The sequence below is a fragment of the Paraburkholderia sp. IW21 genome, assembly GCF_041321145.1.
GTDB lineage: Bacteria > Pseudomonadota > Gammaproteobacteria > Burkholderiales > Burkholderiaceae > Paraburkholderia.
This window is the reverse complement of record NZ_JBGGWA010000022.1, coordinates 1-22,606: the sequence shown is the minus strand read 5'-3', so window position 1 is coordinate 22,606 and position 22,606 is coordinate 1. Positions and strand designations below refer to the sequence as shown.

Below are 22,606 nucleotides of genomic sequence, written 5' to 3'. Positions count from 1 at the left end.
GCCATATCCACGCTGGCGGATCGCTAGCCGGAAAAGACTGGTCGGATGCCATATCGACCGGATTCAGCGCAGGGAAAGACGGCTCCCACTGCTCCAGGCTGTCCTGCTGCTGACCGGTCGATCGATGGGTGCGAGTCGGGCGTACAACAGCGACCGGCCCGGGTGTCAGTCGCGGGTCGTATGGATGGGTAACGAGTCTCATGGTCGGTCTCCAATGTTTTCGATGGACTCGCGGACGGATTGGCGCCGTCGCAGGCGGGTTCGATCGCAAAGGTCATGTGTGCCGCCGACTCCTGACTGGCGTCTGTCCGGTGCCCGACGCTTGCGCGCCCGGGCAATGACGTTTGGGCCAGCAAGACCTGGAGGACTGGTCGCGTGTCGCCCGCGGGTTCGATTGATAGAAAACACACGATAACGGACATGTGACCCGGCATTACACCGCGCGGCGCGCGAGCATCGATCTGATCTGGCCGATGGCATAAGCGGGATTCAGGTTCTTCGGGCAGATGTCGGTGCAGTTCAGAATCGTGCGACAACGAAAGAGTCGGTAAGGATCCTCGAGATTGTCCAGTCTCGCCTGCGTGGCCATGTCACGTGAATCGACGATGAACCGGTAGGCCTGCAGCAAGCCGGCGGGTCCGACATACTTGTCCGGATTCCACCAGTACGACGGGCAGGCCGTCGAACAGCACGCGCACAGGATGCACTCGTAGAGGCCGTCGAGCTGGTCGCGTTCTTCGGGACTTTGCAGGCGCTCCCGTTCCGGCGGCGGCGTATCGTTGATCAGATACGGCATAACCGAGTGATACTGGTTGAAGAACGACGTCATATCGACGATCAGGTCACGGATCACGGGCAAGCCGGGCAATGGCCGCAGGACAATCCGCGACGGCAGATCGTTCATGTTGATCTGGCATGCAAGACCGTTCCTGCCGTTGATGTTGATGGCGTCGGACCCGCAGATGCCTTCGCGGCACGAACGCCGTAGCGAAATCGATTCGTCGACCGACTTCAGCCTGACGAGGACGTCCAGCAGCATCCGGTCGCGCGGATCGATGTCAACCTCGAACGCCTGCATATGCGGCCTGGTATCCGTGTCCGGGTCATACCGGAAGATCTCGATCACGCGGCTGTCACTCATCGTGCATCTCCACTGTGTGTTCCGGGTTCTGAGCCGGTGGTGCTGCTCCTGGGGGACAGCATGCCGCTGTCACGGATCAATAAGGCAGCCGGCGAGCTGGTTGCTTTTCACTTCCATCGTCAATGTCCCCGGGAGCCGCCTGCTCCGCTGTAATAACCCGATGGAGCTGGGCAAACCGCTCATCTACCGGGCCCTCGAACAGGGGATCCGGTTGTCCGCCCGCATCAACGAGTTCGATGGCATGCCAGTCGTCATCGTCGAGGTAGCGTACCGCGGCGGGAAACAGCGTCAGCTCTTCGACAGTCATGTTATGCCGCAACCGCTCGGCGTAGAGACGGACGTGGATCTCGACCAGTTCCTGTGACATGTTTTCTTCACGGGCCGCCGCTTCCAGATCCTGGAGAAGTGCGTGACCCTGCGAAATCAGTGTGACGTGTTGCGCCTCGATTTCCCGCGCAATCCCGCCGGACAACGCGTTCTTGCCCCGCAGTTTCTCCGCGATGCGATCCTCGATCGCATGATGGGCCACATCGGGAAAGCGTGTCAGGTAGTAAAGCGCATCGACCAGCAGCGCGATGTTCGGTGCGCCCGGATCGGTGCGCAACGACCGCTCATCGTTTAGCAGTTGGACGAGTCGTCCCAGCCTGCCATGTTCGGCCTGCAGGCGCTCAATGACCGTCGGCATGGGGCGCCTCGTCTGGGTTCGGATTCGGGTTCGGATTCATACCCGTATTCGCCGCCATTGTGTCGAGTGCCAGCGCCGAATGCGCATACGCCGCGCCAGCGCGCATCTCAGCCGCGACCCAGATGGCCTCCATGATCTCCTGTCCGGTCGCGCCGCTTTTCAGGGCGGCCGCCGTGTGGCCGCGTATGCAATACGGGCACTGGGTGACATGGGCGACGGCCACGGCGATCAGCTGCTTCGTCTTTGTGGGCAGCGCGCCATCGGCGAAAACGCTGTCGCTGAATACCTTGAACGCCGCGAGCGGTGCGGGTGCCAGTTGCTTGCGCCTTGCAGCGATTCCGGGGTCCGACGGTGGATACATTGCTTTGTCCATGGCTCTCTCCCAATGCTGGTTCAATGACGGCGCCCCCACCGTGGACGTCGAACGCACCCCGTGTCCAAATGCAGGCGACGCAGGCAGGCGGCCGACCGTCGCAGGATGACGCGCCAACGACCACCCGACACTGCCCTTCGGGACTCCGGATCAGCCTTTGCAGATCTTCGCCTGGTAGCCAGCGTCCTCGAACGCAACGAGGAATTCCTCGGCAAGCATCCAGGAGTCAACCTTTACGGTTCTGGCATTAACGTCGACATCGACCTTCGCGTCGGGATCCACCGCGCCGATGGCCCGGGCAAGCGTCTGTGCGTCGCCATCGCCGGTCATCTTCTCCACCTCGAATTCCAAATGTTCGAATTCCATGCGCTGCTCCCTGGCTTCAGGTTATTGGTCTACCGGCGGTTATTCAACCAGTGGCGGCGTCTCGAACGTATGGAACGGCGCCGGACTCGGCACCGTCCATTCGAGCCCTTCGGCGCCGTCCCAAGGCTTGTCGGCGGCCGTTGCGAGGCCAATGCCGTGATAGGCCGGTAATGCCACGAAAAACGGGAAATAGACCTGCATCAGGCCGAAACCGAATGCGCCGATCGTGACCACCTGGTTCCAGTCGATGAACTGCGCCGGGTAGTCGGCATAGCGGCGCGGCATCCCTGCCAGGCCCAGAAAATGCATTGGCAGGAACGCGACGTTAAATGTGATCGTCGTGCCCCAGAAATGGATCTTGCCGCGCAATTCGTTGTACATGTACCCAGTCCATTTCGGGGACCAGTAATACCAGCCCGCAAACATCGCAAACAGCGACCCGGCCACCAGCACATAGTGGAAATGGGCGACGACGTAATACGTCCCATGCAGTGCGATGTCAAGTGGTGCCGTCGCAAGAATCAGGCCACTGAAACCTCCGATCGTGAACACGAAGATGAATCCCACCGCGTACAGCATCGGCGTTTCGAACGTCAGCGAACCGCGCCACATCGTTGCGACCCAGTTGAACACCTTCACGCCGGTCGGCACGGAAATGAGCATCGAGGCATACATGAAAAACAGCTGGCTGGTGACAGGCATACCGGTGGCGAACATATGGTGCGCCCACACCATGAACGACAGGATCGCAATCGACGCCACGGCATAAACCATCGAGCTATAGCCAAACAGCGGCTTGCGCGAAAACGCCGGGATGACCTGCGAGATGATCCCGAACGCCGGCAGGATCATGATGTACACCTCGGGATGTCCGAAGAACCAGAGAATATGCTGGTACATCACCGGGTCGCCACCGCCGCCCGCATTGAAGAATGACGTGCCGAAATGGCGGTCGAACAGCAGCATCGTGATCGCGCCTGCCAGCACCGGCATGACCGCGATCAGCAGATAGGCGGTGATAAGCCAGGTCCAGACGAACATCGGCAGCTTCATCATCGTCATGCCGGGCGCGCAGGTCAGGATCGTCACGACTATGTTGATGCCGCCCATGATCGACGACGCCCCCATCAGGTGAACCGCGAAAATCGTCATGTCCATGCCTGGGCCCATCTGGATCGACAGGGGCGCGTACATCGTCCAGCCGGCCGCTTCCGCGCCACCTGGCGCAAAGAAGGAACCCACCAGCAGGATCGCCGCGGGAGGCAGGAGCCAGAAGCTGAAATTGTTCATCCGCGCGAAGGCCATGTCGGCCGCGCCGATCTGCAACGGGATCATCCAGTTCGCAAAACCGACGAACGCCGGCATGATCGCGCCGAAGATCATCACCAGGCCGTGCAGCGAAGACAGCTGGTTGAAGAATTCGGGCCGCATGATCTGCAGGCCCGGTTTGAACAGTTCCGCCCGCAGCATCAGCGCCATCACGCCACCCGACAGGAACATGGTGAACGCGAACAGCATGTACAGCGTGCCGATGTCCTTGTGGTTGGTGGCGAGCAGCCAGCGACGCCAGCCGTGCGGCCGTGCGTGTGTGGGGTGTTCATGGGGAATCGGGATCGCTGTACTCATCGAATCCACGCTCCAGTTGGTGAAGAAGACGCTGGATCGACCGCAGGGACCCGCATGAGCGCCGATCGTTCTGGCGCGGTGCGAGTCACTCGCTATGAGCCGCGACAGCCGATGCACGTGCACAACGTGCTGCATCGTACTGTCACCCCGCGATGAACCCATCCGGCGTCGCCAGAAGCGTACGACGCCCCCTTCCCTTCTGCATCATGGACTTCGGCAATTCAATTGAATTTAAACTATGTCACAACATGATCTATAGTGAAATACACCGAAGCACCATGAACGTGTGCTGTTGAATGCACGGCAGTGCCCGCGCGCCCTGACATCAGTGCACGGTACGCAGCACCGAACGGAGGGCATCCATCATGACAACGAGATTCAAGGTTGGCGATCATGTGACATGGAATTCGGAGGGCGGCCATGTCAGCGGCACGATCATCACGGTGCATACGAAAGACACCGATTACAAGGGGTACACCCATCACGCCAGCGTGGACGATCCACAGTACGAAATCAGGAGTGACAGGACCGACCATGTCGCGATGCATAAAGGTGGCGCGCTGAAAAAGATGCATTCCTGAACGGCGTGACCGCTACCGTACAGACGAAGCGGCAACGACTTTGAAAAAATGGCGTTGCACTGCCCGAGCATGATCACTCCGGGTTTGCTCCCGGCTCGCTTTCCTGGTGCATGCGCGTGCGTACAGGGAACGGGCGCAACAGAATCGACGCGGGTTGCGACAGGACAGCAGATGCCGCAATGCGCTTCGCCCATCGCGAATTTTTTCCGGCGATTGACGGAGGATACCCATGCGTACTCCCGCGAGTATCTGCAAGCATCCCATCCATCCGATGCTGGGTGTCTTTCCGATCGGTCTCTGGGTTTTTCCCTCGTCTGCGACGTCATCCGTGTGGCTGGCGCGCCGGGAGAGGCGTGGGCTATCGTCGCGCTTTACAGCATGGTCGGCGGCCTCGTCGGCGCGCTCGGCGCGGCAATACCTGGGTTTATCGACCTGCTCTTCTACAAGGGCGGTGCCCCACCAGTCGGGAAGATTGCACTGACCCACATGGCGATCAACCTCACGGTCGTCGTGCTCTATGCGATCAATATCTGGATGCGCATGCGAAGCCCCGCGAGTGTGAGTCCGGGCCTGAGTACGCCAGTTCTGCGTTCGATTGCCGGTGTCGCGCTGCTCTTTGTCTCCGGCTGGCTTGGCGGCCAGACGGTGCATGTTTACGGAGTCGGTGTCGAGGGACGGGAATAGCGGCACTCCCGAGGCTGTCCCTGGAAGTGGCGGGTCACACCCTGCCGCGCATCGCCGACGTCAGGAGAGTCGAATGAACGAACCTGCGAAGAAACTCAGCGGACCGGACCTCGCCGCCGGCGTCGCGCTTTCTGAAATTACCGACGGTGCGATGCTGCAGGGGCACGCCCACGGCGAGCCGGTATTGCTCGTGCGGCGCGCGGACGAACTGTTCGCGATCGGCGCCGTCTGCACGCATTACGGCGCGCCACTGCTCGGCGGCCTGCTGGTCGACGACACAGTCCGCTGCCAGTGGCATCATGCCAGTTTCAGCCTGCGTACCGGCGCGGCGCGGCGCGCGCCAGCACTGGACGCGCTCACCTGCTGGCGTGTCGAGCAGCACGACGGCAGCGTGTATGTTCGCGAAAAGCTCACGCCGCTCGAACCGGAGCCGTTGCCCGCGGTGGCCGGCATGCCGCAATCGATCGTTATCGTTGGCGGTGGCGCCGCAGGCCACGCCGCTGCGGAGACACTCCGTCTCGTGGGATATTCAGGCAGCATCACCCTGCTGAGCGCCGATCCATCAAGGCCGTGTGACCGGCCCAACCTGTCGAAGGGCTTCCTCGCCGGCACCGCGTCCGAAGAGTCGAATCCGCTGCGCCCGCTTGCGTTCTACCAGGCGCATCGCATCGACCTGAAGCTCGATACGTCCGTCGCGCGGCTTGACACAAAGAGCCGACACGTGCAACTCGCCGGCGGCAATCGGGTTGGCTATGACGCATTGCTGCTCGCGACCGGCGCTGTGCCGGTGCGGCTCGAGGTGCCGGGTGCGGATCTCCCGCATGTACACTATCTGCGCTCACTCGCCGACAGTCGCGCAATTGTCGCCGGCGCACTCACCGCGAAGCGGGCGGTGGTGATCGGCGCGAGCTTCATCGGCCTCGAAGTGGCGGCATCGCTGCGCGCGCGCAATGTCGAGGTGCACGTGGTTGCGCCGGATGCCGTTCCCATGGAGAAAATCCTCGGACCTGACGTCGGAAACTTCATCCGCGACCTGCATGAGCGTCACGGCGTGACGTTCCACCTCGGCACCACAGCGATTTCCATCGACCCGCAAGGCGTCCAGCTGAAGAGTGGCGAAACTCTTCCTGCCGATCTTGTCGTTATCGGCATCGGCGTACGGCCGGTGATCTCGTTCGCTGAGAAGGCCGGGCTCCTCATCGATCGCGGCATTGTCGTCAACTCGTACCTCGAGACGAGCATCCCGGGCATCTTCGCAGCCGGCAACATCGCGCGCTGGCCGGACCGGCTCACCGGCGAGCGCATCCGCATCGAACACTGGGTGGTGGCCGAACGCCAGGGGCAGACCACGGCACGCAACATGCTCGGCCAGCGTAAGCCGTTCGACGCCGTGCCGTTCTTCTGGACCGTGCAGTACGATTTCGGTCTCGGTTATATCGGACACGCGGAGCACTGGGATGAGGCCCGGCTCGACGGACTGCTCGATGCCGGGACTCAGGACTGCACGATCACCTATCGCCGCGTTGGCAGGAAGCTGGCCGTGGCCATCATGCGTCGGGATCTGGAGGGACTGCGCGCGGAAGTCGAGTTTGAGAGGACGATCGCCGCGACAGACTGGCGGCACGCGGGTACGGGAAACTGAAGAAAACACAACAGATACACGCAAAAGGCGGAGGCAACACGCGATGGGTACACGATCCGGAATCAGGCGGGCGCTGGTATGAAATACCGGGACTACTACGAGGTTCTCGGATTGCCACGCACCGCGACGCAGGACGAGGTCCGGCGCGCGTATCGCAAGCTCGCGCGCAAATATCATCCGGACGTCGGCCAGCAGGCCGACGGGGAGGACCGTTTCAAGGAACTGGGCGAGGCCTATCAGGTTCTCAAGGACACGGAAAAACGTGCGGCCTACGACCGTTTGGGCCGCCAGTGGCAGAACGGCCAGGATTTCCAGCCGCCGCCCGACTGGGACGAGGGCTTCGAATTCAGCGGCGCTGGCAACGAGCGAAGCGCGAATGCCGATTTCAGTGAATTCTTTGAAGCAATGTTCAGCGGTTCGCACACAGGCGGGCGTTCGCGGCAAACGGAAAGGCATGGCGCGGCACCCGATCGCAGCGCCGCAACCGCGGACGATCTGGAGGATGCCTATCGTGGCACGCAACGCCCGATCCCCGGACAGGATCATCACGCCAGAGTCGTGATCGATCTGGAGGACGCGTATCACGGTGCGCAGCGTTCCATTTCGCTGCAAATGCCGGTCCTCGATTCACACGGCCATGTCATCCTGGAACCGCGCACGCTGAACGTTACTATTCCGAAGGGCGTGCGGGGTGGGCAGCACCTGCGTCTTGCCGGTCAGGGCGGCGCCGGCATGGCGCACGGACCGGCCGGTGACCTGTATCTGGAAATCGCGTTCCGGGAGCATCCGCGTTTTCGTGTCGACGGACGCGATGTTTCGCTCGATGTACCGATGGCGCCGTGGGAAGCTGCACTCGGTGCCCAGGTAACCGTTCCTACTCCTGACGGCTCGGTCGAGCTGACCGTGCCAGCGGGATCGGCCAGCGGCCGGCGACTACGGCTCAAGGGCAAAGGGATTCCAGGCAAGACGCCGGGCGACCTGTACGTGATATTGACGATCGTGCTGCCGCCGGTCGACAGCGACAGCGCACGGGCGGCCTACAACGCGATGCGGCAGGCGTTCCATTTCGATCCGCGCGCGCATTTTACGGGTGGTCGACCATGAAAGAATCGGTGACGGTCTTTGTGCAAGGTCAGATTGTCGAGGAAGACGTCGAGTTCACGCTCGTTGAATTGTGCCGGGCAAGCGGCGCGTCGGAAGAACAGCTGACGTTATGGATCGCAGAAGGTGCAGTCGAGCCGCAAGGCGCCACGCCGCGCGAATGGCGTTTCAGTGGTGCCGCGCTGAAGCGCGTGCGAACCGCCCGCCGGCTCGCGCAGGATCTCGAGATCAACCCGCCAGGCATTGCGCTCGTACTCGACCTGCTCGATGAAATCAACGCATTGCGAGCGCGGTCCCTGCGCTCGCCCGGTCGCTGAATGTGTTTTCCACGTTCCTCATCGACTCAATGGCAGTCCGCCCATCGAGGGCCCGGGCATGAGGCCCAGGAAACGGTTAGCCCCCTGCTGATCATGCGATTGCAGACGTACCAGCGTTCGAACGGGCGGTAGCTGTCGCCGCGCGGCTTGCCCAAGCAGGCCGGATCGTGACATTGGGCGTTGTGCCAGACCGTGCCGAATGCGGCTACGGCTATATTGAGATCGGTGAGCCGATCGCAACCGAATCTGCGAGCGGAGCTTGCGCCCTGCAGCGGTTCGTCGAAAAGCCCGAGCGAGACGTTGCAGCTGCATTCGTCGAAGGTAAGCGGCATTGGTGGAACAGCGGCATATTCGTGATGCGGGCATCGGTATGGTTATGCGCAGTCGACGCATTGCGGGCCGATATTGCGCAAGGATGCAAGGCCGCGTTCGAGCAAGGAAGTGTCGATGGCAAGGTATTGCGTGTCGAGATGAATGCATTTGCCAAATGTCCGTCGGACTCCATCGACTACGCCATCATGGAGCGCCTTGACCAGATCGGCCTGTCCGCTGCAGTGGTACCGCTGAACGCGGGCTGGTCTGATGTTGGCTCGTGGGACGCGGTATGGAGCGCATTGCCCAAGGACGAGTCTGGCAACGTCACGCGTGGTGACGTGCTGCTTGAGAACGCTTCCGGAACTTAAGTCCATTCGGAAGGCCGTCTCGTCGCTTGCGTTGGCGTGAACGATCTGATTGTTGTCGAAACAGCCGACGCAGTACTAGTCGCTGACAAGCGCCATGCTCAAGACGTCAAGGCAGTTGTAACCCAGCTTAAAGACCGTGGCTACAGCGAGGCGAAGCATCACCGCAAGGTTCACCGGCCATGGGGCTATTATGAATCGATTGAACAGGGCCCACGCTTCCAGGTCAAGCGGATTGTCGTCATGCCGGGTGCAGCGCTGTCGCTGCAGCTTCACTATCACCGTTCTGAGCACTGGATCATCGTCAACGGTACCGCGCGCGTCACCCGTGGCGGAGAGACGTTTCTGCTTGCGGAGAACGAGTCGACCTATGTGCCGTTCGGCGTCAAGCATCGACTCGAAAACGTCGGACGTGTGCCGCTTGAGATGATAGAGGTTCAGAGTGGCAGCTATCTGGGCGAAGACGACATCGTCCGTTTCGACGATCACTATGGGCGCGACTGCAGCGCTGACGCGGACGGCTAAGATAGTCACTGCACGCGCGCAACAACAGGCGGCGCTTGGTGAAGTTTGAAGCCCAGAATTGTCCACGAGAACACCGGCTCTGCTCTCGCGCATTTGGAAGAACTTCATTTGATTTGACGGCGAACAGTGCGTTTGTACAAGGCGCGTCGAAGGAAGTGCGAGTGCGCACTCAAACAGCAAGCTGTCCAAGGCGTATTCGACCCTCTCCTTACAAAGCGATCTCGAGAAACGAGGCGAGAAATTTCGTGATCCAGATCACAGAAATCTCGCATCAAAGCATATTAGAATGATCCTCTCTCAATTCTGGAGTTGGCCTCGGAGCTTTCCAGAATCTTTTAAGCGTCGACTCTGCGAGTCGACGCCCTTTCTGCGCGCCACGGATTGATTGTGACTTGCATTAAGTCCGGCTGCGGAATGCGTGCGCCAAATCTACCTGTTGCCAGGAATCCTCAATACGTTGCCGCCCGGAACGCGAACGCGCCGACCATCTTTGGCGATGAGACCGCAAGTTGGAGAAAGGCAAGCGCACCTGAGACAGTCTCGTGGTTGACCTTTACCATGGCTACAATCGTAGCGTGACCTGGCGATGCGATCGGTGCCGCATTAATGTCATTGGGCTGGCCCAGTTCTTCATATTATCGCTACGACGCATGCAGTGGCGCGCGGTAGTTCATGTCTATTGTGAGGGGCGCACGAGGCTGTCAACGAGCAACGCGAGCGAACAGTTCAGTGCGAGCGATACCTGCGTGGGCGTCAGGCGTGATGTGATGCCAGTCCTCAAAGGCACTTCTCACACGAGTGCGCAGGCTCGTGACGAGCTGCGCGCATGGTTCACGGATGCCCGGCGCGAGGTACAAGCGGCGTACGATTCGGAAACGGATTTCCGATTCCTGCTCGATACAAGGGACCCCTAAAAGGAAGTCACGCCTTGCAAGATAGGTCCCTCTGTAGGGACGGAAATGAGAGCCATCTGGCGCCGAGTGCGGCTCACCGAACAGACTAAATATTCCTGCCGCGATGATCCTGCAGCCTTGGGAACTGCTCTCGTCAGCTAACGCAAAAGGAGTGCTCCGGATGGACTTTGATCGCGCGCAGCAGGCATTGGAAGTCTTGCAGACCCAGTGTCCTAAAACCGACGCTCAGGAAATCGGTGCCAGGATCAGTGCGATTACGCGCGCACGCGAGGTACTGTTTGAACTTCAAATCATGGAAGATAAAGCCATCACAGGTACCCGAGCCTGTGGCCATTCCATCTCGATCAACAGTCGCTGAACGTCTGGCCCACAAAGGTACGCAACTGCGACAAGTCGGTTTTCGTGTAGATGAAATGCACTGCAGTGCATAAACGCGCACCTTGTTCATACCCCCATAGGCCATCGAAAACGCGGAGAGCAGCACGCCCATCTCCGATGCGCTCAGTCCCATCTCGCCGCGGATCATGTTGTTGGCGACCGATAACGCGCTGCGGTGGAGGTAGTTGATACAGCCTGCAAGTGTGAGCATGAAAATGGCGACGCGCTGGGTGCGCCGCAGCCGTGGGCTCTTTTGCATTGTCGTCTCCAAGTTTTTATTGTCGCCCGACGCGTCCCCAACCGTTTTGGGTCGCATGCGCGTGGACGAAGCCTGCAAGAGCGGCATTACATCGATGCTTCGAGCATCGTGAGGTAGTCATCGCTCGACGCTTCGCGTGGATTGGTCTTATGGCTGTGGTCCTTCAGGGCACCCGCGACAATGCGCGCGAACATCTCGCGCGTCACGCCGAGTTCCGCGAGACCGAGCGGAAGGCCGAGCGCTGCCGTCATCGCACGGATCGCCGGGCCGACCTCGTCAGCCGATGCAAGGCCCATCGCCTGTGCAATGCGTTCGAGCTTGGTTTCGTCCTGCATCGAAGGCGCCGCGCGATTGAAGGCGATGACGGCTGGCAAGAAGATCGCGTTGAGCGTGCCGTGGTGAAGGCGCGGGTTGATGCCCCCGAGAGAATGGCTGAGGCTGTGTACGCATCCGAGACCTTTCTGGAAGGCGAGCGCGCCCTGCATCGACGCGCTCATCATGTTCAGACGTGCGGTGCGGTCGGCGGGATCGCGAGTCGCGCGTTCGATGTGGCGCCAGGCACGCCACAGGCCGTCTAGCGCGATGCCGTCGGCGGGCGGATTAAACGCGGGCGCCATGAATGTTTCGAGACAATGCGCGATGGCGTCCATGCCGGTGGCGGCCGTGAGCATCGGCGGCAGGCCGAGCGTGAGCTCTGGATCGCAGATCGCGACCCTTGGCACGACGTAAGGCGAAATCACCCCGACCTTGCGGCCGTCGTCGAGAATCAGGATCGCGCCGCGACCGACTTCGCTGCCAGTTCCCGCAGTGGTCGGAATCGCAATAACAGGCGCCGTCGCCTCCGTGATGCGCGCAGCGCCTCCTTCTATCACCGCGAAGCTTTGCAGCGGACCGTTATGCGTGGCGCAAACAGCCACACCCTTAGCCAAATCGATCGCCGAGCCGCCGCCCACTGCGATCACACCGTCGCATCCATGCGTCCGGTACATCGCAACGGCGTCCCGCACGACGCCCTCGTTGGGGTTCGGCGGGGTGCGATCGAACACCGGCAAATCTATTGTGTTGGCGAGCGCCGCCAGCACGGTGTCCACAATGCCCGCTTCCCGGATGCCTGCATCCGTCACGATCAAGGGCTGGCGTATGCCGATGCGCTCGCATTCACCGGCCAGCAGCCGAACCGCGCCATATTCAAACTGGATCTGGGTTATATAGTTGATGAGGGACATGACAGTTGAGGAAGAGTTATGGGGAGCTATGCTGTTGCTCGGTATTCGCTTGCCGGACCCAATAAAAACCCGGAATTTCGCAGTATATGGACCAACGCGCCGTCGCGATATTGACAACATTTGATACCACTATAACTTTTACTCAAGTCCGATGACCCCCTCGCTCAACTCGATTATTTCCCGTCTGCACGTAAAGCAGTTGCGTCTTTTGATCGCGCTCGGGGAACACGGGTCTCTGCTTGGCGCGGCGAAACAGCTGGCGTTGACGCAGGCGGGCGCCAGCAAATCCCTGCACGAGATCGAAACCACCTTCGGCGCGCGGCTCTTCGTGCGCACCAATCGCGGATTGGAACCCAACGCAGTCGGCCATTGCGTGATCCGTTACGCGCGGCTGATCCAGACCGACCTGGCCCATCTGCGCGAGGAGATCGTCGGCATCATGCGGGGTTATGGAGGGCGCGTGTCGGTGGGCGTGATCATGGGCGCAGTTCCGCTTCTCACGGACGCGCTCATCTCGGTGAGCGCGGAGCAACCCGAAATGTCGGTCGAAATCGTCGAGGATACGAGCGCTACCTTGCTCAGCCTGATTGACGCAGGCCGCCTCGATCTCGCCATTTGCCGCACGAGCGTGAGCCAAACGCCGTACCTCTATGACAGTGTGTTCGTACGTGAAGAAACGCTTGCGGTCATTGCCAACGCGTTGCATCCGCTCGCGCGCAAACGCCGGGTCGCACTCGAAAATCTCGCGGATTACCGGTGGGTGGTATATCGGGCGAACATGCCGATGCGGCTGCTGCTCGAACGGGAATTCCACGACGCTGGACTTCGATTCCCCGCCCATCTGCTAGAAACGACTTCGGCGTTCGCAACTGTCTCTCTGCTGCAGAAAAATGTCTCTCTCGTCGCGCTGGTATCGACGGACGTCGCGGACTTTTGTATCGGGCACGGCATTGCCTGCGCCCTGCCGCTGCAGTTGTCGTCACATAGCGAACCCTATGAACTGGTGACACGGCGCGACGCTCCTTTGTCGCCTGGAGCGCGCATGCTGATGAAAGCGATAGTCGACGCCGGAGCGAGATAGCACTGTCATTGTTTTAGCGGTTCGTTCAATCCGGGTTTGCTTTTCGGCATCGGTTGAAGAAGAGACCTGCGCTGCCGTGATGATGTGCATCGCATGCGTTGCCCTGACGCGTACATGCGCGACGGCGCTGGCGGTCGCCGCACACTAAGGGCAACGCCTGTCCAAATTCCTGCTCAGGTAAGCTATGGGTTGACGCATCTTGCGAAACACCAAACCAGATTACCGCTTCTATGGGGAGAGTTGTGCTGTGCAGCACCTCACGGACACGAATGAAGCCGCCTCTGTCGCCGAACCGGTGCCGCGACTGGGCACCACGCTCAATCAGGAGGCGTATCGGCGGCTGGAGGAAATGATCGTTACGCTGGACCTGGCGCCCGGCTCGCTCGTTTCCGAGTCGATACTCAGCCGCCAACTGGGCATTGGCACCACGCCAATCCGCGAAGCTCTGCAGCGGCTTGCGCGGGAATATCTCGTGGAGATCATTCCGCGGCGCGGCGTCGTCGTGACGACTATCGATGTCCGCCGCCAGTTCGAAGTGCTCGAAACCCGGCGTGAACTCGACCGCCTGCTGAGCGCTGCCGCCGCGAAGCGCTCGAGCGTGTCGGAACGCACGTCGTTCACCGACAACCTAGCGCTCACCCAAAAAGCAGTCGCCGACAGCGACGTGCGCGAGTTCCTGCGCCTCGATGCCGAGCTGAACCAGTTGCTCTCGAAAGCGGCGAGAAATGGTACGGCGGCAGCGCTAGCCTCCATGCTGCATACGGTGTCGCGCCGTTTCTGGTTCTATCACCACGACGAACATATGGCTCTGGCCGAAATCGGTCCCATTCACTGCCATCTCGTCGAATCGATTGCTTCGGGCGATCCAGCGCTTGCAGGCGCTGCGTCGAATCAACTGATCGATTATCTGGTCGAATTCGCGCAAGCCACGCTGCCGCACCACCACAGCCCTGGATAAGCCAATCGTCCCTGATACATCCCTGATTCCCGCCGTCATGCTACATCGCTAGGGGTTAACTCGCCGTTGCCCTCACTCGCGATGACGTTTTATTATCGCCTTCATTGGTGGCATGCCAGTGACATGCCAGATTAAACGGGGCACTTTTGGAGAAGACGATGGAGCAAACGGCAGCAGTCAAGGACTATGTAATTTCCCCATTGGGCGACGCGCTCGGCGCTGAGGTAACGGGGCTGGATCTCACGCACCCGTTGAGCGGCGAGACCATCGACGAAATGAAAAAAGCGATCGGGCGATACGGCGTGCTGTGCTTTCGCAAACAGGCGTTGAGCGAGGAGCAGCAGATCGAGTTCTCGAAACAATGGGGTCCGCTCGAAGATTTCCCGGAAGAAGACAAGACAGTGGCTGCGGCCACGGTGTATCACGTGGCGAACGTCTCAGCCGACGGACAGAGTTTGCCCGAAACGGATTTCCGTGTGATCTTCCAGAAAGTCAATGCACGCTGGCATACCGACAGTTCCTATCGATATGTCCCGGCATTCGTCTCGTTGCTCTACGGAATCGAGGTCATGCCCAAAGGCGCACCGGGCGGACGCACCGGTTTCTCGAACATGATCAAGGCGTACGCCGCCCTGCCCGAGGCGCTCAAAGACGAAATCGAGCCGCTGCACATGGTTCACACCTACGAATTCGGCCGCCGACTGTTCCCTGAACTGCCGCCAGTTTCAAAGCATGAGAAGGAAAGCGTGCCCCCGGTAAGCCAGCCGCTGGTGCGCGTGCACCCGGACCGCGATAACGAGCGTTCGCTGTATTTCACGGCAAATGCGGGAAATGAAGTCAGCGGCTTGTCGCTCGAGGAAGGTCAGGCGCTTCACAGGAAACTCGTCGAGCACATCTCGCAGCCGGAGTTCACCTACTTCCACGAGTGGGAAAAGGGCGACCTCGTCGTCTGGGACAACCGGACGATGCTGCATAAAGCGGAAGCCTACGATATGAGCAAGTATCGCCGGGTGTTTCGCCGGACTACGGTCGCAGGCGACGGTCCTGTCCTCGGACCCTATTCACGAGCAGTGATTGGCAACAAGCGGGCAACGAAGTAACAGCCACGACGCGACTCAGGGCGCAATGCGTTTGGGGTCGTGTCGCGTCGTCGGCGCGGTGAGATATCGTGCGCCGCTTTGATTTCCCTTCGATCCGTTAAAACCGGCTCCTCCCGCACGGGCCGCGATTGACATTTGCTATTGGTAACACTAACCAGGAGGCAACGCATGGCTGTAGCCAAACCTTCGGCGGATGCAATGACGCCGTACCAATTGCCGTTCCCCAAGGAAGCGGCGAAGGAGATCGTCGTTGAATCGGCGATTCCTACCGACGAACGCCTCTGGGTTCCGCAAGCCGAAAACGTATGGTTCCGTCCGCTTTGTCTGAACGTATCGACGGGATACTGGATGAACCTCCTGCGCGTGCGCAAATCGGGCGTGCTCAGCCGTCACCGGCACCCACAAGCCGTGCATGGCATGGTCCTCAAGGGCCGTTGGCGTTATCTCGAACACGATTGGGAAGCGACCGAGGGCAGCTATGTATTCGAGCCGCCTGGTGAAACCCATACGCTTTATGTGCCTGAAGACGTCGAAGAAATGATCACCTACTTCCAGGTCAATGGCGTGATGTTCTATTGCGACCCGTACGGCAATTACACCGGCTACGAAGACGTTTTCACGAAGGTCGACATGTGTCGCAAACACTTTGCATCGGTCGGACTCGGTGAAGACTTCGTCGACCAGTTCATCCGATAACCCTCGCCCTGCCCGTCGATAAACCAGACGTCCTCAAAGTTAAGAAAAGCATCGGAGGAGACACCATGCTTCTGAAATCCCCGCGCCTGAAGCACATTCAGGTCGTTGCCATCGCGTTCCTGACGCTTGCCGGCATCGTCAATTACCTCGATAGAAGCACCCTCTCGATAGCCAACCATTCCGTGAGCCAGGAACTGGGACTGTCGGCGGCGCAGATGGGCCTGCTGCTGTCAGCATTCTCGTTCGCCTATGCGTTCTCGCAATTGCCCGTCGGTATGATGCTCGATCGCTTCGGCGCGCGCGTGATGCTCGGCCTTGGCATGTTCGTCTGGTCGAGCGCGCAGCTCTGCGGCGGCCTGGTGTCGAGCCTGCCGCAATTCCTCGTCGCGCGCGTGGCGCTCGGGCTTGGCGAAGCGCCTAATTTTCCCGCTGGCGCCAAAGTCGTCAGCGAGTGGTTCGGCGTGCATGAACGTGGCCGGCCAACGGGCATCTTCATCACGTCGTCGACCATCGGCCCCGCTCTTGCTCCGCCGGTGCTCACCGCGCTCCTGCTGGTCTTCGGCTGGCGCACGATGTTCATCGTCATGGGTGTGCTCGGCATTGCCGTATCGATCGGCTGGTATCTCGTCTATCGCGACCGCCGCAAGGTCCCACTCGAGCGCGACGAGATCGCCTATCTGACTGACGGCGAACCAGAACAGCGTGCCGAACGCCGCATGACGATGCGCGAGTGGCACGGCCTTTTCAGCAAGTCGACCACGTGGGGCATGATCTTCGGCAACATGGGCGTGATCTACATGGTGTGGCTCTATCTCACCTGGTTGCCCGCGTATCTCGAGCACGAGCGTCACCTTTCCATCGCCAGCACCGGGTGGCTCGTTTCCATCCCTTATCTGTTCGGCACCCTCGGCATGCTGTCGAGCGGCTTCGTGGCCGACGGTCTGATGGCACGTGGCATGGCGCCCATGAGAAGCCGCAAGTGGCCGATCTGCGTCGGCCTCGTCGGCGCAGCGCTCTTTACCGTGCCGGCTGCTTTCACGCCCAACCTGACGCTCGCGATGGCGTACCTCTGCGCCGCGATGTACTTCGTTAATCTGGCGAGCGGCGCGTGCTGGGCGCTCGCGACGGTCGCGGCACCCCGTCACATGGTGGCATCGCTTGCCAGCATCCAGAATTTCGGCGGCTATTTCGGCGGATCGTTTGCACCGTTTGTCACCGGCATCGTCGTGGACCGGACGCACTCCTTCGTGAACGCGTTCCTGATCAGCGCGGCGGTCGCATTTGCGGCTGCCCTGGTTTACATGTTCATCGTTAGAACGAAAATAGACGACAGTGAAACTCCTGTCTCCCCTGCCGCTGTTTCGGATTTTTCTTCCTGACCAACATGACTTTTCAGACTGATCTTTTCAAGGGCAAGACCGCCGTCGTGACGGGCGGGACTCAGGGCATCGGTGCCGGCATCGCGCAGCGCTTCGCTCGTCTTGGTGCACGTGTGGTCGCGGGCGGTATCGCGGCAACCGATGCCCAGCGCGAGGCGCTCGGACCGGGCATCGATGCCGTCGAACTCGACGTCAGCGACGATGCGAGCGTCGCGGCCCTCGTCGAGAGAGCAGGGTCGATCGATATGCTCATCAATTGCGCGGGAATGATCCGGCGCGGCGACGAACTTGAAATCGATGTGTTCGAGCGCGTGATCGCCGTGAACCTTAGCGGCACGATGCGCGTGTGCGCCGCGGCTCGCGAGCGGCTCAAGGCGAGCGGCGGGACGATCGTGAACACGGCATCGATGCTGAGCTTTTTCGGCGGTGGACTTGTACCGGCGTACAGCGCGAGCAAGGGCGGCATTGTGCAATTGACGAAGTCGCTTGCGATCGCCTATGCGGCCGACGGCATCCGCGTGAATGCGGTGGCTCCCGGCTGGATCGCGACGCCCTTGACGCAAGCGCTACAGGCCGACGACCATCGTTCGCAAGCTATCCTCGATCGCACGCCGATGAAACGCTGGGGCCAGCCTGACGATGTCGCGCAAGTCGTCGCTTTCCTGTGCTCGCGGGCGGCGGCGTTCATGACAGGCGCGATCGTCCCGGTCGACGGTGGGTATCTGGTGGCTTAGCGCTACGCTTACCGCCGGCCTGGACCCCGAAGCAAATGCGAAAACCGGCAGACTGGCTCGGCGCAATCCGCGGGGTTAGGGAGTTCTTCGGAGAAAGGAATGTCCCGCTCCTGGCTGCGTCGTGCCCGTCGGCGTTGCCGTGACAGCCGCGAATCAAAGTCTCTATGCATTTTGCGAGCGAGATTTCGACCGCTAAACTTTCCCTTCCTCGACGAAACGGTCGGTTTCAGCGAGCACATGTAGCGCATCGCGATGGTGGTGAACGGCGTATGCCGAATACAGCACATCCAAAACGGCTATTTGGCCGATCTTGGCGGTTGTGGATTCAGGCGCTTCCGGCCGGTCGATAGCGTCCGCCTGCTCCGCAGTGGTGAGCAAAATATCGGCGTAGCGCGTGATGGACGACGATGGAAACGACGTGATGCAGATAGTATGAGCGCCCTGTTCGCGCGCGACCTGCAACGCGCGCACAGTCGTATTGGTACGTCCCGAATTGGTGATGCCGAACACCACGCATTTCGAATCGAGATTGATCGACGCAAACTGCTGTATGCTTTGATCGCGATAAAAGATACACTTTTTGCCGACCCGGAAGAAGCGCACCACACCGTTTTCCGCTGCCAGTGCAGAGGTACCGGTCGCGAAGAAAACGACATATTCCCATGCGCTCAGTGCCTCCACGACTTGCGCCACCACCTCCGGCCGCAGCTTTGCCATGGTTTGGTCGAGCGTCTCGCGTAACGCGCCGTGCACCTTGCGCATGACGATGTCGAGGGAGTCTCCCGGCTTGATATGGTCGTAGATCTCGCGCGTCTCGCTCGCCGGCGGCTGTTCGCGCCAGCGCTATAGCTCCTCGGCCAACGAGATTTTCATCTGCTGGAAGCTATCGAGACTGAACTCTTTGACAAAACGCGTGACCGCAGCCTCAGACACGCCGCACTTCTCCGCCATCTCGCGAGTGGTCATCGATTTGGCCTGCGCGGGCGAGCGCACGATGTACGCGCCGATCCGCCGCAGCGCGGGATTCAGTTCGGGCAGGCGCTCGCGTATCACGGCGACGGCTCCATTAGCAGAGGTCATGGATTTAGGCATCTTAATGGTTGGCAAGCATTACAGGAACACCGTTGATACCCACGGCACCGCTGCCACGACGGCAAGGCCGACGATCAGCGCTCTAAGGTAGCCCCAGATGCGTCGCATCGCGAGCGATGGGGCGACACGGCCCGATTGCGCATGCCATGTAGTATCCCACTCCGAAAGGTGGCGCGAACAAACCCACTCCCATCACGAGGACTACCACCATCGCGTACTGGACCTCATTGACACCCAGCATTCGCGCAACAGGAAAGAGCAGCGGCCCGAACAGCACAATGGCGGGAATGCCTTCCAGGACGCTGCCCAGCACAATGAACGCGATCACGGAAACCAGCATGAAGGCCGGCGCTCCACCCGGCAGATGCGACATCGCGTAAGCAAGGTCCTGCGAGAAACCGGACTGCGTGAGCGCCCACGCCATGCCGGTCGCAGTACCGATGAAAAGCAGAATCGAGCCTGAGAGCGCGGCCCTGTCGACGAGCATGGGTTTGAACCTGCGCCAGTCGAACTGGCGATATATCAGGAGCCCGACCAGCGCTGCATGCACCACACCGATGGTCGACACTTCGGTTGCCGTTGCCACCCCCTCCACCACCGCCGTGCGAATCAAGAGCGGCAACAGGAGCGCCGGCAGTGCTGCGACGAAGCTGCGGCCGATCACCCGCCATGCTGCCCGCGCTCCGTGCACCTTCGCCTCCTTGCGACTGCGCAGCCAAACCACCCCGCATAGTGCCAGTCCGAGCGTCACCGCCGGCAGCGGGCCGCCAAAGAAGAGCGACGTGATCGACACCCCCGTCACCGAGCCGATGGTGATCAGCACGATGCCTGGCGGCACCGTCTCTGTCTGAGCGCCGGTGGCGGCGAGCAGCGCGGTGAGATCGCCTGGGTCGGAGCCGCGCTTTTGCATTTCTGGAAACAGGACGGGCGCGACCGCGGCCATGTCCGCGGCCTTCGATCCCGAAATGCCCGACAACAAATGCATCGCGCCGATCACTACATACGACAAGCCACCGCGCACGTGCCCGAGCAAGTTGGCGAGGAACGCAACCATTGCGCGCGCGATGCCGGTCATCTCCATCAACTGTCCCACGAACACGAAGAGCGGGACCGCAAGCAACATCAAGTGCGACATGCTCTCGTCCATCCGCCCCACCACCACGGTGAGCGGTACGGACGTCGGCAGCGCAAGATAGCTGAACGTTGCCAGGCCGAACCCGAATGCGATCGGCACGCCCGCCAGCACGGTCAGCGTCACAATGCCGACAAAGAAGACCACAAGGTTGTAGTTCCCGAGATGCAAGAGCAACGGCTGCGCCAGCTCGAGGACCGTACCGATGGCCGCCACCAGTAACACGGCGGACAGCACCGTGCGCCAGTTCGCCGCGCATCAGTTGCAGCAGCGCCGACAGCGTCATCAACGCGGCGCCCGCCGGCATGGCGGCCGCGCGCCACAACGAGGACAGTTCCAGCGCCGGAGTCGTGACATCAGAACGCGATCACAGCGCCCAGCATGGCGAGCCACAGGAAGAACAGCGGCGCCACCTCATCCGACCAGTCGAGCGGCGGGCCAGCGATTCGCATACGTCCAGCGCGAGCATGTCGGCAAATTCATCTTCGGCGCGCGCGGCGAGTTCTTTCAGCGACAGTCGCACCGTGCGCCAGCCTTGTGCCTTGGCATAACGATCTGCGCAGCCGTATGAGGCGTACAGCTGCCGGACAACACCACGATGCTGTCAACCGGGCGTGGCGGCGTACCCTCCGCGCCTGCGGCCGGCTCTTCGCCAAGATGCGCGGCAAGCCCAGCCGCCAGTCCATGCGACGCCAGCGTGAACATCGGCCGATGTGCGTACGCGTCCCAGATGGCGTGAGCGATCTTGCGCAGGTCGGCATCTTCCAGAGCATCGAATAGCGTGGCCGTCATCGCGCCGTGCTCGGCAAGCCGCGCGGCAAGTTCGTCGATCGACTTACTGCGCAACGCCGTGAAGTCACACAGTGCGACAGGCAAAGTGGTCTGCCGCGCGACATGCGTTCGCAGGTCGGCCTCGGGCATTGGCGTTGCAGGATGGCTGGCCATGCTCGGATGCCGGTCGAGCCGGTATATGTCGCCGCGATACGCTGCTGAGTGATTACCGAAAGCGGTGTAGCGGCCGAAATTCGGATGCGCCGCAACGATAGGCACGTTTTGCGACCCGAAGCATTGCTGCGCGAGTTCCAGCACGGCGTCGAAACTGCCTTGCGCCGGCGATGAATCGAAGGTCGCGCAAATCTTGTATTGCACGATGCGGGCGCCCGCCGCCTTGAACAATTCGAAAGCCAGTCTGATCTCGGCCACCATCGCCGGCGGCAGCGAACGGGCGATGCCGGCAACTCCCGCCACATAGAGATTTTTGATTGCCTTCGCCCAACGTTCCGCGCTCGGCGTCTGCACGAACAACATCCCGAGCATCCCTTTGCGATGAAATTCGAGAAGGTTGGCTGCTGCGCCGGTGAAGTCGTCGCCGTAGAAAGCGAATGGGGCGCCGTCCAGTCGTTCCCGGGATGAGGTTACCTGCATGACGCTCAGGCCGCGAACGCGCCGAGTGCACGTGCCAGCGATGGCCGTGCACGAGCGTATTCGTCCAGGGACACGCCTTCGATCGCCGCCGTCCACGCCGCCCTAATGCTCTCCACTCCTGCCGCGATGCGTCCGGGTGGCCGAGGATGCCGCCGCCGCAGGCGTAGATCAGATCCGTCGACTTCATGACGCTGTAAGTATCGAGGGCCTACCAGACAGTCTGCTTTGACGAAAACACCGGTACGACGGGCCGCGCCGGGCACCGTCGGCAAAGACTGGGGCAACGCAGGCCTGCGCGGAGCGCGCCACCGATTCATTCGATTCGTAGAACTTGTTGTCGAGCCCGTTCACGTGAATGTGATCGGCGCCCGCGATAAGTCAAAGAACATTTAGGGAAGGTCTGCACAACCCGTTTCCTGCACGTCGCGCGGTTTGCTGCCCGCGTTGTAGTGGCGGCGAAGATGCTGGGACCTCGATCACAGTTTTATTCGAACCGTGGCAACGTGCGTTT

The 22,606-nt window shown here is 60.9% G+C and carries 20 protein-coding genes and 3 pseudogenes; 12 read left to right on the top strand and 11 right to left on the bottom strand.

What is annotated here, in order from left to right:
* Nucleotides 1-433 precede the first annotated feature (433 nt).
* The 5 genes from ACAX43_RS32035 to ACAX43_RS32015 form a co-directional block, all read right to left on the bottom strand.
* The gene (locus tag ACAX43_RS32035; protein ID WP_370712337.1) at nucleotides 434-1,141 is read right to left on the bottom strand and encodes a succinate dehydrogenase/fumarate reductase iron-sulfur subunit; all 708 of its coding nucleotides are present in this window, start codon (nucleotides 1,139-1,141) and stop codon (nucleotides 434-436) included.
* A gap of 76 nt (nucleotides 1,142-1,217) precedes the next feature.
* Nucleotides 1,218-1,826 carry a hemerythrin domain-containing protein gene (locus ACAX43_RS32030; protein ID WP_370712336.1) on the bottom strand — a complete coding sequence of 203 codons (609 nt, stop codon included), beginning with the start codon at nucleotides 1,824-1,826 and terminating at the stop codon, nucleotides 1,218-1,220.
* Nucleotides 1,810-2,199, bottom strand: coding sequence for a carboxymuconolactone decarboxylase family protein (locus ACAX43_RS32025; protein ID WP_370712335.1), 390 nt, complete (start codon nucleotides 2,197-2,199; stop codon nucleotides 1,810-1,812). The genes ACAX43_RS32030 and ACAX43_RS32025 overlap by 17 nt, the downstream gene beginning before the upstream one ends.
* A gap of 150 nt (nucleotides 2,200-2,349) precedes the next feature.
* The gene (locus ACAX43_RS32020) at nucleotides 2,350-2,565 is read right to left on the bottom strand and encodes a heavy-metal-associated domain-containing protein (protein ID WP_370712334.1); all 216 of its coding nucleotides are present in this window, start codon (nucleotides 2,563-2,565) and stop codon (nucleotides 2,350-2,352) included.
* Between the two features lie 39 nt (nucleotides 2,566-2,604).
* Nucleotides 2,605-4,191: a cytochrome c oxidase subunit 1 gene (locus tag ACAX43_RS32015; RefSeq protein ID WP_370712333.1), complete on the bottom strand. Its 1,587-nt coding sequence runs from the start codon at nucleotides 4,189-4,191 to the stop codon at nucleotides 2,605-2,607.
* Nucleotides 4,192-4,556: 365 nt separating this feature from the next.
* On the opposite strand from ACAX43_RS32015, the gene ACAX43_RS32010 reads away from it, so the two are divergent.
* The 6 genes and pseudogenes from ACAX43_RS32010 to ACAX43_RS31985 all read left to right on the top strand — a co-directional run.
* Complete coding sequence (locus ACAX43_RS32010) at nucleotides 4,557-4,772, top strand: DUF2945 domain-containing protein (RefSeq protein WP_370712332.1); 216 nt, start codon at nucleotides 4,557-4,559, stop codon at nucleotides 4,770-4,772.
* 171 nt (nucleotides 4,773-4,943) lie between these two features.
* Complete coding sequence (locus ACAX43_RS32005; protein WP_370712331.1) at nucleotides 4,944-5,456, top strand: DUF2231 domain-containing protein; 513 nt, start codon at nucleotides 4,944-4,946, stop codon at nucleotides 5,454-5,456.
* Nucleotides 5,457-5,529: 73 nt separating this feature from the next.
* Entirely contained in the window at nucleotides 5,530-7,098 is a 1,569-nt protein-coding gene (locus ACAX43_RS32000) for an FAD-dependent oxidoreductase (protein WP_370712330.1), read from the top strand.
* A gap of 78 nt (nucleotides 7,099-7,176) precedes the next feature.
* Nucleotides 7,177-8,202, top strand: coding sequence for a DnaJ C-terminal domain-containing protein (locus ACAX43_RS31995; protein WP_370712329.1), 1,026 nt, complete (start codon nucleotides 7,177-7,179; stop codon nucleotides 8,200-8,202).
* On the top strand, nucleotides 8,199-8,516 hold the full coding sequence (locus tag ACAX43_RS31990; protein ID WP_370712328.1) for a chaperone modulator CbpM: 318 nt from the start codon (nucleotides 8,199-8,201) through the stop codon (nucleotides 8,514-8,516). Before ACAX43_RS31995 ends, ACAX43_RS31990 begins: the two co-directional genes overlap by 4 nt.
* 83 nt (nucleotides 8,517-8,599) lie before the next feature.
* Nucleotides 8,600-9,721, top strand: a pseudogene (locus tag ACAX43_RS31985) (mannose-1-phosphate guanylyltransferase/mannose-6-phosphate isomerase); the annotation flags it as partial.
* A 1,368-nt stretch (nucleotides 9,722-11,089) separates the two neighbouring features.
* On the opposite strand, the pseudogene ACAX43_RS31980 reads toward ACAX43_RS31985, so the two are convergent.
* Nucleotides 11,090-11,272, bottom strand: a pseudogene (locus ACAX43_RS31980) (MFS transporter); the annotation flags it as partial.
* Nucleotides 11,273-11,358: 86 nt separating this feature from the next.
* A complete protein-coding gene (locus tag ACAX43_RS31975) occupies nucleotides 11,359-12,498 on the bottom strand; it encodes an iron-containing alcohol dehydrogenase (protein WP_353558014.1) in 1,140 nt (379 codons plus the stop codon).
* Between the two features lie 151 nt (nucleotides 12,499-12,649).
* On the opposite strand from ACAX43_RS31975, the gene ACAX43_RS31970 reads away from it, so the two are divergent.
* The 6 genes from ACAX43_RS31970 to ACAX43_RS31945 all read left to right on the top strand — a co-directional run bounded on the left by ACAX43_RS31970 (nucleotide 12,650) and on the right by ACAX43_RS31945 (nucleotide 18,446).
* Entirely contained in the window at nucleotides 12,650-13,579 is a 930-nt protein-coding gene (locus ACAX43_RS31970; protein WP_370712327.1) for a LysR family transcriptional regulator, read from the top strand.
* A gap of 247 nt (nucleotides 13,580-13,826) precedes the next feature.
* Nucleotides 13,827-14,537 (top strand): GntR family transcriptional regulator, encoded by a 711-nt coding sequence (locus tag ACAX43_RS31965; protein ID WP_353558012.1) that lies wholly within the window; start codon nucleotides 13,827-13,829, stop codon nucleotides 14,535-14,537.
* A gap of 158 nt (nucleotides 14,538-14,695) precedes the next feature.
* Nucleotides 14,696-15,637 carry a TauD/TfdA family dioxygenase gene (locus tag ACAX43_RS31960; RefSeq protein WP_353558011.1) on the top strand — a complete coding sequence of 314 codons (942 nt, stop codon included), beginning with the start codon at nucleotides 14,696-14,698 and terminating at the stop codon, nucleotides 15,635-15,637.
* A 168-nt stretch (nucleotides 15,638-15,805) separates the two neighbouring features.
* The gene (locus tag ACAX43_RS31955) at nucleotides 15,806-16,333 is read left to right on the top strand and encodes a 2,4'-dihydroxyacetophenone dioxygenase family protein (RefSeq protein WP_299711222.1); all 528 of its coding nucleotides are present in this window, start codon (nucleotides 15,806-15,808) and stop codon (nucleotides 16,331-16,333) included.
* Nucleotides 16,334-16,398: 65 nt separating this feature from the next.
* A complete protein-coding gene (locus ACAX43_RS31950) occupies nucleotides 16,399-17,712 on the top strand; it encodes an MFS transporter (RefSeq protein WP_370712326.1) in 1,314 nt (437 codons plus the stop codon).
* 5 nt (nucleotides 17,713-17,717) lie between these two features.
* Nucleotides 17,718-18,446: an SDR family oxidoreductase gene (locus tag ACAX43_RS31945; protein ID WP_353558009.1), complete on the top strand. Its 729-nt coding sequence runs from the start codon at nucleotides 17,718-17,720 to the stop codon at nucleotides 18,444-18,446.
* A gap of 192 nt (nucleotides 18,447-18,638) precedes the next feature.
* Here the strand turns inward: ACAX43_RS31945 and ACAX43_RS31940 are convergent, their stop codons facing one another.
* From ACAX43_RS31940 to ACAX43_RS31925, 4 genes and pseudogenes are all read right to left on the bottom strand, one after another.
* Nucleotides 18,639-19,208, bottom strand: a complete 570-nt coding sequence (locus ACAX43_RS31940) for a MurR/RpiR family transcriptional regulator (RefSeq protein ID WP_353558008.1) — start codon at nucleotides 19,206-19,208, stop codon at nucleotides 18,639-18,641.
* A gap of 81 nt (nucleotides 19,209-19,289) precedes the next feature.
* A complete protein-coding gene (locus tag ACAX43_RS31935) occupies nucleotides 19,290-19,526 on the bottom strand; it encodes a MurR/RpiR family transcriptional regulator (RefSeq protein WP_370712325.1) in 237 nt (78 codons plus the stop codon).
* Between the two features lie 30 nt (nucleotides 19,527-19,556).
* Nucleotides 19,557-21,122, bottom strand: a pseudogene (locus ACAX43_RS31930) (TRAP transporter large permease).
* A gap of 55 nt (nucleotides 21,123-21,177) precedes the next feature.
* On the bottom strand, nucleotides 21,178-22,095 hold the full coding sequence (locus ACAX43_RS31925; RefSeq protein WP_353558006.1) for a four-carbon acid sugar kinase family protein: 918 nt from the start codon (nucleotides 22,093-22,095) through the stop codon (nucleotides 21,178-21,180).
* Nucleotides 22,096-22,606: the final 511 nt, after the last annotated feature.

Bases quoted from the DNA above. Each gene is read 5' to 3' on its own strand.
- ACAX43_RS32035 (WP_370712337.1), bottom strand. From the start codon at position 1,141: ATGAGTGACAGCCGCGTGATCGAGATCTTCCGGTATGACCCGGACACG.
- ACAX43_RS32030 (WP_370712336.1), bottom strand. From the start codon at position 1,826: ATGCCGACGGTCATTGAGCGCCTGCAGGCCGAACATGGCAGGCTGGGA.
- ACAX43_RS32025 (WP_370712335.1), bottom strand. From the start codon at position 2,199: ATGGACAAAGCAATGTATCCACCGTCGGACCCCGGAATCGCTGCAAGG.
- ACAX43_RS32020 (WP_370712334.1), bottom strand. From the start codon at position 2,565: ATGGAATTCGAACATTTGGAATTCGAGGTGGAGAAGATGACCGGCGAT.
- ACAX43_RS32015 (WP_370712333.1), bottom strand. From the start codon at position 4,191: ATGAGTACAGCGATCCCGATTCCCCATGAACACCCCACACACGCACGG.
- ACAX43_RS32010 (WP_370712332.1), top strand. From the start codon at position 4,557: ATGACAACGAGATTCAAGGTTGGCGATCATGTGACATGGAATTCGGAG.
- ACAX43_RS32005 (WP_370712331.1), top strand. From the start codon at position 4,944: ATGCCGCAATGCGCTTCGCCCATCGCGAATTTTTTCCGGCGATTGACG.
- ACAX43_RS32000 (WP_370712330.1), top strand. From the start codon at position 5,530: ATGAACGAACCTGCGAAGAAACTCAGCGGACCGGACCTCGCCGCCGGC.
- ACAX43_RS31995 (WP_370712329.1), top strand. From the start codon at position 7,177: ATGAAATACCGGGACTACTACGAGGTTCTCGGATTGCCACGCACCGCG.
- ACAX43_RS31990 (WP_370712328.1), top strand. From the start codon at position 8,199: ATGAAAGAATCGGTGACGGTCTTTGTGCAAGGTCAGATTGTCGAGGAA.
- ACAX43_RS31975 (WP_353558014.1), bottom strand. From the start codon at position 12,498: ATGTCCCTCATCAACTATATAACCCAGATCCAGTTTGAATATGGCGCG.
- ACAX43_RS31970 (WP_370712327.1), top strand. From the start codon at position 12,650: ATGACCCCCTCGCTCAACTCGATTATTTCCCGTCTGCACGTAAAGCAG.
- ACAX43_RS31960 (WP_353558011.1), top strand. From the start codon at position 14,696: ATGGAGCAAACGGCAGCAGTCAAGGACTATGTAATTTCCCCATTGGGC.
- ACAX43_RS31955 (WP_299711222.1), top strand. From the start codon at position 15,806: ATGGCTGTAGCCAAACCTTCGGCGGATGCAATGACGCCGTACCAATTG.
- ACAX43_RS31950 (WP_370712326.1), top strand. From the start codon at position 16,399: ATGCTTCTGAAATCCCCGCGCCTGAAGCACATTCAGGTCGTTGCCATC.
- ACAX43_RS31945 (WP_353558009.1), top strand. From the start codon at position 17,718: ATGACTTTTCAGACTGATCTTTTCAAGGGCAAGACCGCCGTCGTGACG.
- ACAX43_RS31940 (WP_353558008.1), bottom strand. From the start codon at position 19,208: ATGCGCAAGGTGCACGGCGCGTTACGCGAGACGCTCGACCAAACCATG.
- ACAX43_RS31935 (WP_370712325.1), bottom strand. From the start codon at position 19,526: ATGACCTCTGCTAATGGAGCCGTCGCCGTGATACGCGAGCGCCTGCCC.
- ACAX43_RS31925 (WP_353558006.1), bottom strand. From the start codon at position 22,095: ATGCAGGTAACCTCATCCCGGGAACGACTGGACGGCGCCCCATTCGCT.